General features: G+C 70.5%; 11 protein-coding genes and 1 pseudogene. 8 read left to right on the top strand and 4 right to left on the bottom strand.

Going from position 1 to position 13,674, the window contains the following annotated elements:
- Positions 1 to 4: 4 nt before the first annotated feature.
- The 3 genes from A5692_RS16085 to A5692_RS16075 are packed head-to-tail and all read right to left on the bottom strand — an operon-like array spanning position 5 to position 3,649.
- Entirely contained in the window at positions 5 to 1,249 is a 1,245-nt protein-coding gene (locus A5692_RS16085; RefSeq protein WP_068057685.1) for a glycosyltransferase family 4 protein, read from the bottom strand.
- 13 nt (positions 1,250 to 1,262) lie between these two features.
- On the bottom strand, positions 1,263 to 2,813 hold the full coding sequence (locus A5692_RS16080; protein ID WP_156766117.1) for a glycoside hydrolase family 57 protein: 1,551 nt from the start codon (positions 2,811 to 2,813) through the stop codon (positions 1,263 to 1,265).
- A 26-nt stretch (positions 2,814 to 2,839) separates the two neighbouring features.
- Positions 2,840 to 3,649 carry a bifunctional 2-polyprenyl-6-hydroxyphenol methylase/3-demethylubiquinol 3-O-methyltransferase UbiG gene (locus tag A5692_RS16075; protein WP_068057561.1) on the bottom strand — a complete coding sequence of 270 codons (810 nt, stop codon included), beginning with the start codon at positions 3,647 to 3,649 and terminating at the stop codon, positions 2,840 to 2,842.
- A gap of 229 nt (positions 3,650 to 3,878) precedes the next feature.
- Between A5692_RS16075 and A5692_RS16070 the strand changes: the two genes are divergently transcribed.
- The 7 genes from A5692_RS16070 (at position 3,879) to mnmA (ending at position 12,264) form a co-directional block, all read left to right on the top strand.
- The gene (locus A5692_RS16070; RefSeq protein ID WP_068057559.1) at positions 3,879 to 4,670 is read left to right on the top strand and encodes an electron transfer flavoprotein subunit beta/FixA family protein; all 792 of its coding nucleotides are present in this window, start codon (positions 3,879 to 3,881) and stop codon (positions 4,668 to 4,670) included.
- A 39-nt stretch (positions 4,671 to 4,709) separates the two neighbouring features.
- Positions 4,710 to 5,666, top strand: coding sequence for an electron transfer flavoprotein subunit alpha/FixB family protein (locus A5692_RS16065; protein ID WP_068057556.1), 957 nt, complete (start codon positions 4,710 to 4,712; stop codon positions 5,664 to 5,666).
- A gap of 771 nt (positions 5,667 to 6,437) precedes the next feature.
- Positions 6,438 to 8,081, top strand: a complete 1,644-nt coding sequence (locus A5692_RS16060; protein ID WP_231984343.1) for a GAF domain-containing protein — start codon at positions 6,438 to 6,440, stop codon at positions 8,079 to 8,081.
- Between the two features lie 123 nt (positions 8,082 to 8,204).
- The gene (locus A5692_RS16055; RefSeq protein ID WP_068057551.1) at positions 8,205 to 9,065 is read left to right on the top strand and encodes a GNAT family N-acetyltransferase; all 861 of its coding nucleotides are present in this window, start codon (positions 8,205 to 8,207) and stop codon (positions 9,063 to 9,065) included.
- On the top strand, positions 9,062 to 9,910 hold the full coding sequence (locus tag A5692_RS16050) for a 1-acyl-sn-glycerol-3-phosphate acyltransferase (protein WP_068057549.1): 849 nt from the start codon (positions 9,062 to 9,064) through the stop codon (positions 9,908 to 9,910). The genes A5692_RS16055 and A5692_RS16050 overlap by 4 nt, the downstream gene beginning before the upstream one ends.
- Before the next feature lie 98 nt (positions 9,911 to 10,008).
- Entirely contained in the window at positions 10,009 to 11,187 is a 1,179-nt protein-coding gene (locus A5692_RS16045) for a cysteine desulfurase family protein (RefSeq protein ID WP_068057547.1), read from the top strand.
- Positions 11,188 to 12,264, top strand: a complete 1,077-nt coding sequence (gene mnmA, locus A5692_RS16040) for a tRNA 2-thiouridine(34) synthase MnmA (protein ID WP_068057546.1) — start codon at positions 11,188 to 11,190, stop codon at positions 12,262 to 12,264.
- On the opposite strand, the gene A5692_RS16035 is transcribed toward mnmA, so the two are convergent.
- Positions 12,261 to 12,896 carry a sensor domain-containing protein gene (locus A5692_RS16035; protein WP_068057544.1) on the bottom strand — a complete coding sequence of 212 codons (636 nt, stop codon included), beginning with the start codon at positions 12,894 to 12,896 and terminating at the stop codon, positions 12,261 to 12,263. The genes mnmA and A5692_RS16035 overlap by 4 nt on opposite strands.
- Before the next feature lie 116 nt (positions 12,897 to 13,012).
- Between A5692_RS16035 and A5692_RS16030 the strand changes: the two are divergent.
- Positions 13,013 to 13,674, top strand: a pseudogene (locus tag A5692_RS16030) (methionine synthase); the annotation flags it as partial.

Below are 13,674 nucleotides of genomic sequence, written 5' to 3'. Positions count from 1 at the left end.
CAGGTTAGCGGTTCGGCAGGGCGTGTTCGACGATAGGCATGCGCGCGTGGGGCTGGCGCTCGCCGCGCTTGGCCGCCACATACACCTGCGCCGTCTCCTGCGCCACGGTGTTCCAGTCGAAGGCCGAGGTGAGCCGTTCGCGGGCGGCGCGGGCGCGTCGCTGGGCGGCGTCCGGATCGTCGAGCACCACCCGCACGGCCGCGGCCAGCCCGGCGACGTCGCGGGGCGCGCACGACATCCCGGTCCGGCCGTTGATCACGGCCTCGCCCAGGCCGCCGATGTTGGAGGTCACCAGCGGGGTGCCCGCCGCGGCGGCCTCCAGCGCGACGATCCCGAACGGCTCGTAGTGGCTGGGCAGCACCGCGGCGTCGGCCCGATGCAACACCGGGAGCAGCGCCGCGTGGTCGAGGTGCCCGGCGAACCGGATTGCCTTGAGCACCCGATGCTTTCGGGCCTGCTCGACGAGCCACTCCTGCTGGGTGCCCTCCCCGGCGATGGTCAGAGTGGTCCCCGGATGGGTGCGCCGGATCCGTGGCAGGGCGGCGATGACGTCGTGCACGCCCTTCTCGTACTCGAGCCGCCCGAGGTAGAGCAGCTCGGCGGGCCCGGTGCGCGGCCGACGCTCGGCGAAGGGCCAGCGCGCGGCGTCGATACCGTTGCGGATGACCGTGATTCCGGCCAGCCCCGGACCGAACAGCTCGGTGATCTCGTCCGCCATGGACGCCGAACACGTGATCAGCGAATCGGATTCGCGCACCAGCCACGACTCGACGGCGTGCACCTGCCGGCTGGTCGCGCCGGACACCCAGCCCGAGTGCCGCCCGGCCTCGGTGGCGTGGACGGTGGAAACCATTGGCACGTCGTAGAACTGGGCGAGGGCGATCGCGGGATGCGCCACCAGCCAGTCGTGCGCGTGCACCACGTCGGGGCGCCACGGCCGGGTACTGCCGCGCTTCTTCAGCGACAGCCCGGCGCGGATCATGGAATGACCCATCGCCAGTGTCCACGCCATCATGTCGGCGCCGAAGGAGAACTCGTGCGGGTCTTGCGCGGCAGCGATTACCCGGACACCATCGACCACCTCGTCGGTCGATGGATGCGTGCTGGGGTCGGTGCCCGACGGGCGGCGGGACAGCACGACGACCTCGTGACCGGCCGCGGCCAGCGCCGTCGACAGGTGGTGCACGTGGCGGCCGAGGCCGCCGATCACCACCGGTGGGTATTCCCACGACACCATCAGGATTTTCACGCGGCCAGCCACCTCATCGGGGCAGCCTGCGCGCGTCCAGCGCGCCGAACAGGCCGTCGGCGCGGTTCCAGCCCTCGGCCAACCGGCCGGCGGTGTCCCGCCGCCCGGACGCCAGAGCCCCGGCGATCTCGCGGGTGGCGTGGGCGTGCAGATGCGCGCGGTAGCGCGCATAGTCGGCGGCCGAGTCCTTGCTGACCATGAACGGCCAGTCGCTGGACACCGTGAGCAGGGTCTCGCGCAGGATCTGATCGGCCACGTGGTCGCGGGGGAGCGGCCCGTCCAGCGACGCCCGTTGCGACAGCGCCTTGTCCACGGTGCTCAGCGCCGTGTCGACCACTTCGGCGTTGAGCTGGACCAGATCGGCCACCTTGTCGCCGGCCCACACCTGCCAGTCCTTGCCCGAACCCCACGAACTGGGCGGCAATGCCACTGCGCGCCCGACGAATCCGTCGGCGATGGCGTCGCTCAGCGTGCCCACCCGTACACCCGCGGCGGGCAGGGCGCGCAGCACCCGGGCCAGCCACGTCGGGCCCTCGTACCACCAATGGCCGAACAGTTCGGTGTCGAATGCAGCCACCACGTGGGCGGGCCGCCCGATCCGTTCGGATTCGCTCGCCAGCCGGTCGCGGACCACGTCGACGAAGTCGGCGACATGGACGTCGACCGCATGATCGGCGCGCTCGGGATCGTAAGGCGCCTTCGCCTCCGACGGCACGTTGCGGCCGGTCACCCGCGCCGGCTTCAACCCGGTGAGGTGGTCGTAGGTGTGGAAGTCGCGGTAGGCGGCGTGCCCCGGGTAGCCCGATTTCGGCGACCAGACCCGGTAGCTGACCTGCAGGTCGCGCCCGAACGCGACCACGTCGGTGTCGCCGACGGGCCGGCCCAGCGCGGTGTCGCCGTGCAGCGACGGGCCGTCGACCATGAAGTGGGTGACGCCCGCGGCCGCGTAACCGTCCTCCAGGCCGGGGGCGTAGGCGCATTCGGGCGCCCAGATGCCGCTCGGGCGGTGCGCCATCCGCTGCTGAGGGTCGGCCAGCCCCTCGCTCAGGGCGAACTCGCGAAGCCGCGGCGCGAGCAGCGGCTGGAACGGGTGAGCCAGCGGTCCGCCGAGCAACTCCACCGCGCCGGCGTCGATCAGGGCACGCAACAGCGGGCTGCCGCCGTGCCGCCACTGGGTGGCGAATTCGTCCAGCGCCCGATCCGCCTCGGCGCATTCGCGAATACCCAACTCGCGCAACGCTTCCGGCGTGCAGGACTGAAAGTCGGCGGACTTCGACCGGGGCGCGGACCGCACGCTGGCGGCCTCGGCCGCCCGCAGCCGCCAGTTGGCCAGCCAGTGGTGCATGCCGTCGAGGCAGTACGGATCGTCGAGCTGCGCGTTCACCACCGGAGTGACGCCGAGTGTCACCACCCCGCGGCGATCCTCGTCGGCCAGCGCGGTCAGCACCCGCATCAGCGGCAGGTAGGCCGCCGCCCACGACTGGTAGAGCCACTCCTCGCCGACCGGCCACCGGCCATGATGGGCCAGCCACGGCAGGTGGGTGTGCAGGACCAGGGTGAACATGCCGGGCACCCGGTCGAGCGAATCGCTCACGGCGCTACCGCGATTGCGATCAGATCCAGGCTGTCGTCGATGTTGCGGCGGCCGCCCTCGACGATGTCGAAGTCGTCGGTCCTCACCGCGGCGACGTCGGCGGCAAGTTCGGGCGGCCAGGGGGCGCCGGCCATCGCGAGCTCGATCTGCGCGTCGATGATGGAGCCGCCGTGGCGGGCGTCCAACTCCCGCAGGCGCGGACCGTGGAACAACCCGGAGACCGATACGTCGCGAAAGCCGGCGTCGACCAACAACTGGGTCAGCTCGCCGGCGTTGAGTTCGCGGGTGTGGAACGGGTTGATCGGGGTGTCGCGGCCCGGGGAGAACGTGATCCGGTTCGGTGTGGACACCATCAGCAGGCCGTCGCTACGCAGCACCCGCGCGCATTCGGCCACGAATTGTGCCTGATCCCACAGATGCTCGATGACTTGGAAGTTGACCACAATATCCACCGACGCGTCGGGCAGCGGAAGCTCGGCCAGGTTCGCCCGCATGACCTCGACGCGGGGGTACCGCGCGCGCACGTGGGCCACGGCAGCCTCGTCGTAATCCACGGCCACGACCCGGCGGGCGACGCCGGCGATCAGGTCGGCGCCGTACCCCTCGCCGCACCCGGCCTCGAGCACCTCACGGCCCGCGCACAGCCCGGCCAGTCGCTGGTAAACCACCTGGTGGCGGCGGAACCAGTAGTTTTCGACGTCCAGGTCCGGGATGGTGCGCTCGCCGGTCAACGTCAGGACGGGGTCAGCCGCCGGCGTCGGATCGCCGAGGCTGTGCCGGGGTACGTCGGGGACGGTTGCGCTCATCGCATAGGCAGGCTAACGCGAAGTGTCGGATTCGCGAACCGGGAACGAGGCGGCCCCCGGTCGCCGACGGTAGACACGCCGCAAGAACGTGCAGTACGACCCGCTATGGTGTGAATGCAGGCTGCACAAAGTTACCCGGTAGTAACACGACCGTGCGCTGCGAAACGCGTACTGAAAAGTCTCGTGGTCGACTGCTGCGAGACTCCTTCGAGGAGGACGAACCACACTCATGACGAACATCGTGGTCCTGATCAAGCAGGTCCCAGACACCTGGTCGGAGCGCAAGCTGAACGACGGCGACTACACGCTGGACCGCGAGGCCGCCGACGCGGTACTGGACGAGATCAACGAGCGCGCCGTCGAAGAGGCCCTGCAGATCCGTGAGCGGGAAGGCGGCGAGGGTTCGGTGACGGTGCTGACCGCGGGCCCCGAACGCGCCACCGAGGCGATCCGCAAGGCGTTGTCGATGGGCGCCGACAAGGCCGTCCACCTCAAGGACGACGGCATGCGCGGTTCCTGCGTGGTGCAAACCGCCTGGGCGCTGGCGCGCGCGCTGGGCACCATCGAGGGCACCGAGCTTGTCATCGCCGGTAACGAGTCCACCGACGGCTCGGGCGGCGCGGTACCGGCGATCATCGCCGAGTACCTGGGACTTCCGCAGCTGACCCACCTGCGCAAGCTGTCGATCGAGGGCGGCAAGGTCACCGGCGAGCGGGAGACCGACGATGGCGTGTTCACGCTCGAGGCGTCGTTGCCGGCGGTCGTGAGCGTGACCGAGAAGATCAACGAGCCGCGCTTCCCGTCCTTCAAGGGCATCATGGCCGCGAAGAAGAAAGAGGTGACGGTGCTGACCCTCGCCGAGATCGGGGTCGAAAGCGACGAGGTCGGCCTCGAGAACGCCGGGTCGAAGGTGCTCTCGTCGACGCCGAAGCCGCCGAAGACCGCGGGCGAGAAGGTCACCGACGAGGGCGAGGGCGGTAATCAGATCTCCCAGTACCTGGTCGCCCAGAAGATCATCTAGTCGAGCACCCATCCCACAGACGAGAAGAGCGAAGAAACCATGGCTGAAGTTTTGGTGCTCGTTGAGCACGCCGAAGGCGCCCTGAAGAAGGTCACCTCCGAATTGATCACCGCCGCCCGCGCGCTGGGCGAGCCGGCCGCCGTCGTAGTCGGCAAGCCCGGCACGGCCGCGCCCCTGATCGACGGTTTGAAGGAGGCGGGCGCCTCCAAAATCTACGTCGCCGAGTCCGACGACGCCGAGAACTACCTGATCACCCCGGTGGTCGACGTGCTGGCCTCGCTTGCCGAGTCGAACGCACCGGCGGCCGTGCTGCTGGCCGCCAACGCCGACGGCAAAGAGGTCGCTGGCCGGCTCGCCGCCCGGATCGGATCCGGCCTGCTGGTCGACGTGGTCGGCGTCCAGGAAGGCAACAAGGCGGTGCACTCCATCTTCGGTGGCGCGTTCACCGTCGAGTCGCAGGCCAACGGCGACACCCCGGTCATCACGGTGCGCGGCGGCGCCATCGACGCCGAGCCGCAGGCCGGTGCGGGCGAGCAGGTCACCGTCGAGGTACCGGCGCCCGCCGAGAACGCCACCAAGATCACGGCCCGCGAGCCGGCGGTCGCCGGTGACCGGCCGGAGCTCACCGAGGCCTCGATCGTGGTGTCCGGTGGCCGCGGCGTGGGCAGCGCGGAGAACTTCAGCGTGGTCGAGGCGCTGGCCGACTCGCTCGGTGGCGCCGTCGGTGCATCGCGCGCCGCGGTCGACTCCGGCTACTACCCGGGCCAGTTCCAGGTGGGTCAGACCGGCAAGACCGTGTCGCCCCAGCTCTACATCGCGCTGGGCATCTCCGGAGCCATCCAGCACCGCGCGGGCATGCAGACGTCGAAGACCATCGTCGCCGTCAATAAGGACGAAGAGGCGCCCATCTTCGAGATCGCCGACTACGGCGTGGTGGGCGACCTGTTCAAGGTCACCCCGCAGCTGACCGACGCCATCAAGGCGCGCAAGGGCTGAGTTCCTCGGCCTGAGAGCCCCCGGCACCGCGGTGCCGGGGGCTCTTGCGCACATCGGGGCTGGGTTCGCAGCAGTCGGGAGTGGTCCTAAAACCGGCCACCGCGCCCCGGTCAGCATCGCGTCCACGCGCCGCAACGCGATCGTTCACACCGCCAAATGCGCTGCCGCCCAACACGGAACGGCCAGGCAGGGTGTCAATCGGACGTTGATCGTTGACGCGCAATCCTCTATCGGCGAGTTTCGCCGGCGCCCGAACGTGCCAGTGCGGCAAGCGTTTTCGATACTTCGCTGCGCGTGTTCTCGGCCTGTCCGCGGATGGCCCGGGCCGCCTGACGGGCTTCTTGCGCGCGGGCAACCGCGTCTCCCCCGCGAGGCGCACGCACCACCTGGGCGGCGGCGCGGCGGCGGACTCGGGCGCGGTGGGCTTTCTGTCGGCACGCCGCGCTGCAGTATCGTGCGTCGGCGCGACCATAAAAGGCGGTGCCGCATTCCCAGCAGAGCGACCGACAAGCGGTCATAACGCTATGTTACGGCTACCCGTCACACATAGCAACACTTGCGCGATATTTTCCGCTCGCTGGTAGGGTGGCTTCTACCGGCAAATAAAGGCTAAACCCCGCACGGTAGTTCCCCTCGTCAGCAAACATTATTCGCATCCGGGTTCGCCTTCATTACCTGGCCACCGGGCATCAGTCTGAAGAGAGTCGGGAGATGCGCGAAGACGAGTGTGGATCGGCTTTCGGGCTCCGCCGCCCCGACTTCCTGAGCCGGATGCATGAGCAGCTCGACGAATTGGCCGCCGAACGCCAGCAGATGGCGCAGCTGCTCCAAGTCGCGATCGAGATCGGCTCCGATCTCGAGCTGGACGCGATACTGCACCGCATCGTGGCCGCCGCGATCGGCATGACCGGTGCCCGCTACGGCGCCATCGGGGTATGGGGGCCGGAGGGAACTCTTGCATCCTTCGTGCACAGTGGGATGGCCGCGGAGACCGTGCGGCGGGTCGGTCATCTGCCTGTGGGCAAAGGGCTGCTCGGCGCCCTGCGCGACCGCACCGAGCCGCTACGCCTTGCCGAGCTGTCCGACCATCTCACGGCCGTGGGATTCCCGGAGCACCACCCGCCGATGCGGGCCTTCCTCGGCATGCCCATCATCATCCGCGGCGCGGTGTTCGGCAGCCTGTACGTCACCGACGACCGGCCCGGGCGCTGCTTCTGCGAGGCCGACGAGGTCACCGTGCGCGCGCTCGCGTCCGCGGCCTCGGTGGCCATCGACAACGCCCGCCTGTTCGACCGGGTCCGTGCGGGCGCCCGGTGGACCGACGCCAGCCGCGAGATCAGCACCGCCCTGTTGTCCGAGTCGCGCCCCGACCTGGGGCCGCTGCAACTGATCGTCGAACGCGCCGCGGAGCTGACGGACGCCGAGCAGGCGATCGTCCTGGTTCCGACCGACCCCGACCGACCCAACGACGACCGCCTCGTCGTGTCGGCGGCGGTCGGCCTGCACGCGGACCAGGTTCTGGGGCAAGAGATCCCGGTCCACGGGTCCACCACCGGCGAGGTGTTTCGGTCCGGCCGGCCGGTGATCACCGAGACATTCCGGCGTCCCATCCCGGCGTTCACCGACGTGGGTGAGCGGCCCGCGATCCTCGTGCCGCTCAGATCCGACCAGCAGACGCTGGGCGTTATCGTGGTGGCCCGCAACACCGATGCCGAGCCCTTCGACGAAACGCATCTCGACCTTGTTCGCGACTTCGCCGACCACGCCGCGATCGCCCTCACGCTGGCCACCGAACGACGCAACGCACGGGAGTTGAACGTGCTGGTCGACCGGGAACGCATCGCCCGCGATCTGCACGACCAGGTGATCAGCCGCGTCTTCACCGTCGGGATGGACCTGCAAGGCGTCGTCGCCCGGCTTCGCTCACCGCAACTCGCTTCGCGGCTGACCAGATCCGTGAACGAGTTGCAGGAAGTCATCGACGACATCCGGCGCACCGTCTTCGATCTCCAGCGCCCGCAGGCCCCGCGGCGCACTCTCGCCGAGCGCGTCCAGGACGCGTTCGCCAGCCTCACCGACGACGACAACCAGGGGACGACGCTGCGCATGGCCGGGACGATGACCGCGGTCAGCGACGAACTCGCCGAACACGCCGAAGCCGTCGTCAACGAAGCGCTCGGCAACGCGGTTCGGCACTCGCGGGCGGGGACCATCGCCGTCGAGGTCACCGTCACCGACGAGCTGCTCCTCGAGATCACCGACGACGGGTGCGGGCTGCCCGCCGACGGCCACCGCGCCGGCGGTCTGGACGACATCGTCCGCCGTGCCAAGGACCTCGGCGGCGACTGCGCGATCACCAGTCCGCCCGGCGGCGGCACACGCGTCCGCTGGAGCGCGCCGCTGCGGACTTCCTGACCCGGGCTCTGGAGGGGGAGCCCGGGTCAGCCGCCCTCGCAACCACATTTCGTCACCTGACGTGCACGGACACGTCACAGCCGCGATGCCGACTCGCTCATCGACTACGCAACGTTGGTTGACATGAGCATTGCTTCTGTCCTGATTCCCAGCGACAAGGCCGAAGGCGCGACGACGGCGTCGCCCGCCGGGCCGCACTACTCGCTCCTGCTGTCCACCGACGCCAGCATGATCGAGGCGGCGCAGCGGCTCCGGTATGACGTCTTTTCCAGTACCCCCGGCTTCGCGCTGCCGACCAACGACGACGAACGCCGCGATGTCGACAGGTTCGACGAGCACTGCGACCACCTCCTGGTCCGCGACGACAGCACCGGCGAACTGGTGGGTTGCTACCGGATGCTGGCGCCCGCCGGCGCGATCGCCGCAGGCGGGCTCTACACCGCGACGGAGTTCGACATCCGCGCTTTCGACCCGCTCAGGCCGTCGCTGGTGGAGATGGGACGCGCCGTGGTGCGCGAGGGCCACCGCAACGGCGGCGTCGTCCTGCTCATGTGGGCGGGCATCCTGGCCTACCTGGACCGCTACGGCTACGACTACGTGACCGGCTGCGTGTCGGTGCCGGTCTGCGGGGACTCCGACGACCCGGAGAATCGGGTTCCGGGCCGCCAGTTGCGGGGCGTCCGCGACTTCATCCTGGACCGCCACGCCGCGCCGCCGCAGTACCGGGTGCGCCCGCACCGGCCGGTGGTCGTGGACGGCAAGGCCCTCGACGACATCCCGGCGCCCGCGCGCCCGTCCGTCCCGGCGTTGATGCGCGGTTACCTGCGGTTGGGCGCGCAGGTGTGTGGTGAACCCGCGCACGACCCCGCCTTCGGGGTTGGCGACTTCTGCGTCCTGCTCGACAAGGGACGCGCCGATACCCGATATCTCAAGCGGCTGCGGTCGGTATCGGCGGCCTCGCAGATGGCCGGCGGCGACCGATGACTACCCCCGCCCGCACCGGCCACCCCTGGCTGCCGCGCGCGACGTGTGACGCCGGTTGTGTGGGCCTCGGCGACGTGGCCGCCTCATCAAGGCTTCTGGTGGCGCTGCGGGTGACGCTTCGGGTCATGCTGGCCCTGCTGCTGGCGCCGGGGGTGGCGCTGCTGGCGGTGCCGCTGCCCGGCCGCACGCGCGTGCAGCGCATTTACTGCCGGATGGTGTTGCGCTGCTTCGGCATCCGGATCACGGTCACCGGCAGCCCGATTCGCAACCTGCGCGGGGTTCTGGTGGTCAGCCCGCACATGTCCTGGCTCGACGTCTTCGCCATCGGCTCGGTGTTGCCCGGGTCGTTCGTCGCCCGGGCCGATATGTTCACCGGGCCCGCAACGGGCATCGTGGCCCGCATCCTGAAGATCATCCCGATCGAGCGGTCCAGTCTGCGGTTGCTGCCCGCGGTGGTCGACACCGTCGCCCGCCGGCTGAGCGGCGGCCAGACCGTCGTGTGCTTCCCGGAGGGCACCACCTGGTGTGGTCGGGACGGCGGGGCGTTCTATCCCGCGATGTTCCAGGCGGCGATCGACGCCGGCCGGCCGGTGCAGCCGCTTCGGCTGACCTACCACCACGTCGACGGCAGCGTCTCGACCGTGCCGGCCTTCGTCGGCGACGAGACCCTGGTCGGATCCATCCGCCGGCTGCTAACCGTGCGACGCACGCTGGCGCGGGTGCACGTCGAATCCCTGCAGCTCCCGGGGACGGATCGGCGAGCGCTGGCGAGCCGCTGCCAGTCGGTGGTGGGCGGCAAAGCCGCCCGGCCCGCCGGTCGCGGACGCGTGCTGCTGGTCTCCTAGCCAAATGGTGGCGACCCGCCGCGCCCGGCTACGCCGCGCTTGCGATCGCCACTAGGCCGACGGTGGCACTTTCACCTGCCGGTATCCTGGGTCGCGTCATGGTCTACCTCGATCACGCCGCTACCACGCCGATGCACCCCGCCGCCGTCGAGGCGATGGCGGCGGTGCTCGGCACCGTCGGCAACGCCTCCTCGCTCCACACCAGCGGCCGGACGGCGCGGCGGCGCCTCGAGGAATCCCGCGAGCTGATCGCCGACCGGCTGGGCGCCCGCCCGTCCGAGGTCATCTTCACCGCGGGCGGCACCGAAAGCGACAACCTGGCGGTCAAGGGCATCTACTGGGCCCGCCGCGACGCCGAACCGCGCCACCGCCGCATCATCATCAGCGAGGTCGAACACCACGCCGTGCTGGATTCGGTCAACTGGCTCGTCGAACACGAGGGCGCCGAGGTGACCTGGTTGCCGACCGCCGCCGACGGTTCGGTCTCGGCCACCGCGCTGCGCGAGGCGCTGCGCATCCACGACGACGTCGCGCTGGTGTCGGTGATGTGGGCCAACAACGAGGTCGGCACCGTCATGCCGGCCGCCGACCTCGCCGCCGTCGCGGCCGAGTTCGGGGTTCCGATGCACAGCGACGCCGTGCAGGCGGTGGGGCAGCTGCCGGTGGACTTCGCCGCCAGCGGGCTCTCGGCGATGAGCGTGGCCGCGCACAAGTTTGGTGGCCCTCCCGGCGTGGGTGCACTGCTGGTGCGCCGCGACGTGGCGTGTGTGCCGCTGGCCCATGGTGGCGGACAGGAGCGTGACATCCGTTCCGGCACCGCCGACGTCGCCGGTGCGGTCGGCATGGCGGCCGCGGCCCGGATCGCGGTGGACGGCATCGAGTCGAACAGCGCGCGGCTCCGGGCGTTGCGTGACCGGCTGATCGAAGGGGTGCTCGCGGGCATCGAGGACGTCAGCCTCAACGGCGCCCGCGACCCGCTGCGGTTGCCCGGCAACGCACACTTCACGTTCCGCGGCTGCGAAGGCGATGCGTTGTTGATGTTGTTGGACGCCAACGGCATCGAATGTTCGACCGGGTCGGCGTGCACCGCGGGGGTCGCGCAGCCGTCGCATGTGCTGGTCGCGATGGGTGCAGACCCCACCAGCGCCCGCGGATCGTTGCGGATGTCCTTGGGGCACACCAGCGTCGACGACGATGTGGAGGCGGTGTTGCAGGTGCTGCCCGCGGCGGTGGACCGCGCCCGCCGCGCCGCGCTGGCCGCCGCGGGGGCCCCCTAAGTGAAGGTCCTCGCCGCGATGAGTGGTGGCGTCGACTCGTCGGTCGCCGCCGCCCGCATGGTCGACGCCGGACACGAGGTGGTCGGTGTGCATCTGGCGTTGTCGGCCACGCCCGGCACGCTGCGCACCGGTTCGCGCGGGTGCTGCTCGAAAGAGGATGCCTCGGACGCGAGCCGCGTCGCCGATGTGCTCGGAATCCCGTTCTACGTCTGGGATTTCGCCGAGCGGTTCCAAGCCGACGTGATCGACGATTTCGTGTCGTCCTACGCGCGCGGCGAAACGCCCAACCCGTGCGTGCGGTGCAATCAGCGGATCAAGTTCTCGGCCCTGTCGGCGAAGGCGCTTGCGCTGGGCTTCGACACGGTGGCCACCGGCCACTACGCCAGGCTGTCCGGTGGGCGGCTGCGCCGCGCGGTCGACCACGACAAGGACCAGTCCTACGTGCTCGCCGTGCTGACCGCCGAGCAGTTGCGCCACGCCACGTTTCCCATCGGGGACACTCCCAAGGCGCAGATTCGTGCCGAAGCGGCCCGCCGCGGCCTCGCGGTCGCGGAGAAACCCGACAGTCACGACATCTGTTTCATCCCATCGGGAAATACCCGAGCCTTCCTCGGCGAGCGCATCGCGGTCCGCCGCGGCGCCGTCGTCGGCGCTGACGGCACGGTGCTCGCCGAGCACGACGGCGTGCACGGTTTCACCGTCGGACAGCGCAAGGGCCTGGGCATCGCCGGCCCGGGGCCCGACGGCGGCCCGCGCTACGTGACGGCGATCGACGCCGACACCGCGACCGTACGGGTCGGTGAGGCGGCCGATCTCGAGGTGCGCGAGTTGCGCGGGCGTGAACCGGTCTTCACCGCCGGACGGCCGCCATCGGGCCCCGTCGAGTGCGCGGTCCAGGTCCGGGCCCACGGTGAAACCGCCGACGCGGTCGCGGAATTGGTCGGCGACGAGCTGGTCGTGCGGTTGCGTGTCCCGCTGCGCGGCGTCGCCCCGGGCCAGACGCTGGTGCTGTACCGCCTGGGCCCAGACGGTGACGAGGTGCTCGGCAGCGCCACCATCGCCGCTACCGCACGCTAAGCCGGTAGGTTCGCGACGATGTTCGTCATCACGATGTCGGACACCGATTGCGCAAAGCCGCAGAACGTGACCTCCAGGATGGCCACCGACCGCAGCCGGTAGTCGCGGCCGCAGCCACCGGGCCGCAGGTGCAGCGAGCCGGCGTCGGCCTTCCAGTCGCCGACATATTGCTGGCCGCCCGAGCCGTCGGCGCAATCCCCGACCGTGGTCACCAACGCGCCGAAGGCGCGCCGTGCGGTGTCGACGTCCCGGTAGGCCGCGGCGCCCTCGGAGATCAGCGCCCCATCGGGCGGATCTTGGAACGTCGTCTTGTGGAACTCTTCGACATCGGGGCCGAACGTGGCCGTCTCGGCGTAGATGAACCGGCATTCGCGCGGCGTGGTCTCGGCGAGGGCGTCGATGTCCACGGGGCTGGTGCCGTCCATGGACGGGATGATGGTCAGGTGCTCCCCGGCGCCGGTGATCGCGCGCATCCGCGACTGGTCCAAGAGGATCGTGTCGACGTTCACGCCCTGCACGGCCCTGCGTGGGGAACCGAATCCGGCCACCGCCGCGCCGTCCACCACCCGGGTGCACGCGGCAGCCAGCACCACTACCGCCCACAGCAGCAGCGGCCGCGCCCATCTCGCCATCCGCGACACGTTTCGTACCCTTCTCGCGATTGAACCTACCCGTGCGGTGGCGCGACAGACACCCCTGGTGAACGGCGTGGCGGGTCAGGTCGAATACGGTTGGGCGGGTGAGTGTTATCCCGCATTCCTTCGCGAGGGCCAGCGGCATCGGGTCGTGGCCCGGCATCAAGCCGCGGGAGGCCGCCGAGGTGGTCGTCGGTGAGTTGGCCGACGGGTTGTCGCACATCGTCGAGCTGCCCGCCCGGGGAGTGGGCGCCGACATGCTCGGGCGGGCCGGCGCGCTGCTGATCGACGTGGCCATCGACACCGTGCCGCGCGGCTATCGGGTCGCCGCGCGGCCGGGCGCGGTCACCCGCCGCGCCGTCAGTCTCCTCGAGGAGGACATGGACGCGTTGGAAGAGGCCTGGGAGGTGGCCGGCCTGCGCGGTGGCGACCGCGTGGTCAAGGTGCAGGCTCCCGGGCCGATCACCCTGTCGGCGGAGCTGGAGCTCGCCAACGGCCATCGGGCGATCACCGATCCCGGCGCCGTGCGCGATCTGGCGGCGTCGCTGGCCGAAGGGGTCGCCGCCCACCGCGCGGTGCTGGCGCGCCGGCTCGAGACGCCGGTGGTGGTGCAGTTCGACGAGCCGTCGCTGCCGAGGGCATTGGGCGGGCGGCTGACCGGTGTGACGGCACTGAGCCCGGTGGCGCCGCTCGACGAAGCGGTGGCCGTCGCCCTGCTCGACGCCTGCGTCGCCACGGTGGGGGGCGCGGCGATGTTGCACAGCTGCGCCGCGGA

Origin of the sequence: Mycobacterium sp. E342, assembly GCF_001667665.1 — a bacterium.
GTDB lineage: Bacteria > Actinomycetota > Actinomycetes > Mycobacteriales > Mycobacteriaceae > Mycobacterium.
Note: the sequence above shows the minus strand (reverse complement) of the source record. Positions and strands in the feature narration are given on the sequence as shown.

Excerpts from the sequence above, each read along its gene's own strand:
- A5692_RS16080 (WP_156766117.1), bottom strand. The coding sequence starts at position 2,813 with ATGTTCACCCTGGTCCTGCACACCCACCTGCCGTGGCTGGCCCATCAT.
- A5692_RS16075 (WP_068057561.1), bottom strand. The coding sequence starts at position 3,649 with ATGAGCGCAACCGTCCCCGACGTACCCCGGCACAGCCTCGGCGATCCG.
- A5692_RS16070 (WP_068057559.1), top strand. The coding sequence starts at position 3,879 with ATGACGAACATCGTGGTCCTGATCAAGCAGGTCCCAGACACCTGGTCG.
- A5692_RS16065 (WP_068057556.1), top strand. The coding sequence starts at position 4,710 with ATGGCTGAAGTTTTGGTGCTCGTTGAGCACGCCGAAGGCGCCCTGAAG.
- A5692_RS16060 (WP_231984343.1), top strand. The coding sequence starts at position 6,438 with ATGCATGAGCAGCTCGACGAATTGGCCGCCGAACGCCAGCAGATGGCG.
- A5692_RS16055 (WP_068057551.1), top strand. The coding sequence starts at position 8,205 with ATGAGCATTGCTTCTGTCCTGATTCCCAGCGACAAGGCCGAAGGCGCG.
- A5692_RS16050 (WP_068057549.1), top strand. The coding sequence starts at position 9,062 with ATGACTACCCCCGCCCGCACCGGCCACCCCTGGCTGCCGCGCGCGACG.
- A5692_RS16045 (WP_068057547.1), top strand. The coding sequence starts at position 10,009 with ATGGTCTACCTCGATCACGCCGCTACCACGCCGATGCACCCCGCCGCC.
- A5692_RS16035 (WP_068057544.1), bottom strand. The coding sequence starts at position 12,896 with ATGGCGAGATGGGCGCGGCCGCTGCTGCTGTGGGCGGTAGTGGTGCTG.